A 3,118-nucleotide genomic window follows, 5' to 3' on the forward strand; every position below is an offset into this window, starting at 1 on the left:
GGTGTAATCGGCAAGGTGATTACGTACAGTGCTTTCATGAATGCGTAATGCTTGAGAAATCATTGCCGGGGTCCAGCCTTCGGATGCAAGCAGTACTGCTTTGATGCGGTCACGAATACGCCCGTCACGCGTTTGAGCATGCTGGGTCTCTAGGACTTGTTTTTGTTCAGGAGTAAGGAGTAGTTTCATAATCGTTAGCTTGATCCTCATTTCACTGAAAATCAAGCATCTTCATTGATCACGGGTATAAATGTCCAATACCTATGCCGTTATCACAAACATCAATATTGACCATACCCTCGTCATCCTTATAGCAATGGATGTTAATGAGGCTGGCCTCAGCGTGTTTGATGGCGTTTAACGTCGCTTCTCGCGTGATCTGCAGTATGTGGATGTGTTGCTTTGCCTCTAGCCATTGTGGCGCAAGTTTATAGTCTAAGGTTATCTTTATATTCGTCTTTGTCCTGAGTTGCTCAAGCATAGCTTCTAAAGCACTTTTTAGATCGGGTTCTTTAATTGTGAGCCTAAAGGTGGATAGTAACTCCCTGAGCTGCACGTAGGCAGTGCTTACACCTTCGTTGATTTCGGTTAGCTGCGCCTCAACGATTGGACTGCGGCAACTGCAATCTAAGTTTTTGCGTAATAAGCTAATTTGGATTTTTAGGAAAGATAGCACTTGACCTAAAGAGTCGTGCAGCTCTCGGGCAATTACGCCACGTTCCTCCATTAGCGCCAGTTGCTGTCTTTGCTCTGTGGCATTGTGGATCACGATTGAGCGCGTCAGCATAATTGCGAAATTGTTAAACAAGGCGATATTGGGTGTTTGAGCGGCAATTAACTCTAAATAGCCTAAATTAGCCTGCTCAAATTGCAGTGGAAAACGGGTGCTCTCTTGAGTCATATCTGGCCAGCCGCCATCGGCCTCAATCACTTCAAGCTCTTGCTCGGGATACTGGATAATGAGTCTTAGGTAGTCGAGTGATTCATAGCCTTTTAACTGATTCAGCGCCGCCTTGAGCGCCTTATAATCGAGTTTATTCGCGTTTAATGTCAGTAGGTTATCATATAAGAATGCCAGCTCGTTGTTGGCCCTTGTCAGCGCTAAGGTTTTTTCTGCTACCTGCGATTCTAAGTTGCCATAAAGCGTCGCGAGTTCCTTCGCCGTTTTTTGTAGGGCATGGGTCAGCGCTGTAAGTTCAATATATTCGGTCTCGGGCATTTCAATTTCAAAATTACCCTTAGAAATCGTGTTGGCCGATTCCATCAGTTTTTGCAGTGGGATCACTACTTTCTTCTTTGTAAAACGCACGGCCACAAAAGCGATAATGAGCATGACGCCTAAGCCTAATATTTGGCTGGCGGCAAGGAGCCTGAGTTTAAAGGCGGCGTAGTGCTCCATCTCAAGCACCAGTAAATCTATGGTATCAACAAAGTCCTTCAGTGAGGCGACATAATCGCGGGAGTTTTCTTGTTCTATGTAGTGTTTCATCACCAGCCATTTATCGATGACAAGCTGATATTGAGCGGCAATTTCTGGCGGACTAAACCAACTTTCCGAGGGCTTTAACGTGTCGGAATAGAGCGTATTTTCGAATTCGGTGATTTTATCCTGCGCAGCATCACTGCCTGAGTTGGCGTAAAACATTAACCGATAGCTTTGCATCCTCAGCGACCCTGAGGCATTAATCGCCTTGGCGTCGCCTAAGCTGTAGGACAAATTGATGATAGCAAAAGTCGATAAACTACTAGAGAGCAGAATAAGTACTAACATTAATCCTAAGATTTTTGAGGTGAGACTACCTCGTTTCATTAATCCGCTGTTCATTTTGATGGCCGCTGTTATGGCACTTTGCAGTGGTTTTTACATTAGAAAATAATGTAATACATTAACAAAAGTATAGAAATGTGAACAACAACACCTTTACATTTTGATCTAGCGCAAACTTCAACCTAGATACCCCCTAAGAGGTATATTTTTAGCAGGGTTAAATCACTAAGTTTGACCATGGAGATGTCGTGATTTACAACAATAATGCAACACGGAGATGAGATGATGAAGAAGATGACAGGTAAGTCCTTTGCACTGAGTGCACTGGTTGCCGCCAGCTTCATGGCAGCGGGCGCAATGGCGAGTGATAAAACAGAGCCTCGCAACGAAGTTTATAAAGATAAATTTAAGAATCAATACAGTAGCTGGCATGATACCGCAAAGAGTGAAGAACTAGTGGATGCACTTGCACAAGATCCTAATATGGTGATCTTATGGGCGGGTTATGGTTTTGCTAAAGATTATAATGCACCACGCGGCCACATGTATGCGGTAACTGACGTACGCAACACGCTACGTACAGGTGCACCCGCTAATGCGGAAGATGGTCCTATGCCGATGGCATGTTGGAGCTGTAAGAGCCCTGACGTACCTCGCTTGATTGAAGAGCAAGGCGAAGATGGTTACTTCAAAGGTAAGTGGTCAAAGGGTGGCCCTGAAGTGACAAATACCATTGGTTGTGGTGATTGCCATGAAAAAAGCTCTCCAAAGTTACGTATTTCACGCCCTTATGCAGACCGTGCTTTTGAAGCTATAGGTACACCTTTCAGCAAAGCGTCTAAACAAGATAAAGAATCAATGGTATGTGCTCAGTGCCACGTTGAGTATTATTTTGAGAAAACTGACGACAAAAAGAATTTTGTTAAATTCCCTTGGGATATGGGTACAACAGTTGAAAAAATGGAAGTCTACTATGACTCAATCCAATTTTCTGATTGGACACACGCCCTTTCTAAGACACCAATGTTAAAAGCCCAGCATCCAGAGTATGAAACGTGGAAAATGGGTATTCACGGCATGAATAATGTGAGTTGCGTTGACTGCCCGCCGTGTCAGAGTAGTTGTCCTGTCTTCTTTTCACAATAGTTATAGTCAGACGGCGGGTGGTTAGCAGGTTCAAATGGCTGTTTATTCACCAGTAAGAAAAGAAGCAATATTAAAAAAGTTATTACCGCCGTTAAATCGCTCTGTGGCGCAGTTGGCTTCAGAGGAAGGCATTTCTGAGCAGACGCTGTACAATTGGCGCAATCAGTTAAAAGCTCAAGGATATGCCGTGCCGGTAAGCGGACA

2 protein-coding genes and 2 pseudogenes are annotated in these 3,118 nt (G+C 44.1%); 2 read left to right on the plus strand and 2 right to left on the minus strand.

Annotated elements, in window-relative coordinates:
* Positions 1-189 (minus strand): helix-turn-helix domain-containing protein (locus L5M10_RS23395; protein ID WP_263179487.1); only part of this gene is annotated, 189 nt, incomplete at its 3' end.
* A gap of 58 nt (positions 190-247) precedes the next feature.
* Positions 248-1,825, minus strand: a pseudogene (gene narQ, locus L5M10_RS23400) (nitrate/nitrite two-component system sensor histidine kinase NarQ); the annotation flags it as partial.
* 225 nt (positions 1,826-2,050) lie between these two features.
* On the opposite strand from narQ, the pseudogene L5M10_RS23405 reads away from it, so the two are divergent.
* Both L5M10_RS23405 and L5M10_RS23410 read left to right on the plus strand, forming a co-directional pair.
* Positions 2,051-2,872 (plus strand): annotated as a pseudogene (locus L5M10_RS23405) (ammonia-forming cytochrome c nitrite reductase subunit c552); the annotation flags it as partial.
* A 76-nt stretch (positions 2,873-2,948) separates the two neighbouring features.
* Positions 2,949-3,118: transposase (locus tag L5M10_RS23410; protein WP_263255912.1), on the plus strand; the 170-nt coding region annotated here is incomplete at its 3' end.

Source organism: Shewanella sp. SM32 (assembly GCF_025654235.1).
In the GTDB taxonomy this organism is placed as follows: domain Bacteria; phylum Pseudomonadota; class Gammaproteobacteria; order Enterobacterales; family Shewanellaceae; genus Shewanella; species Shewanella oncorhynchi.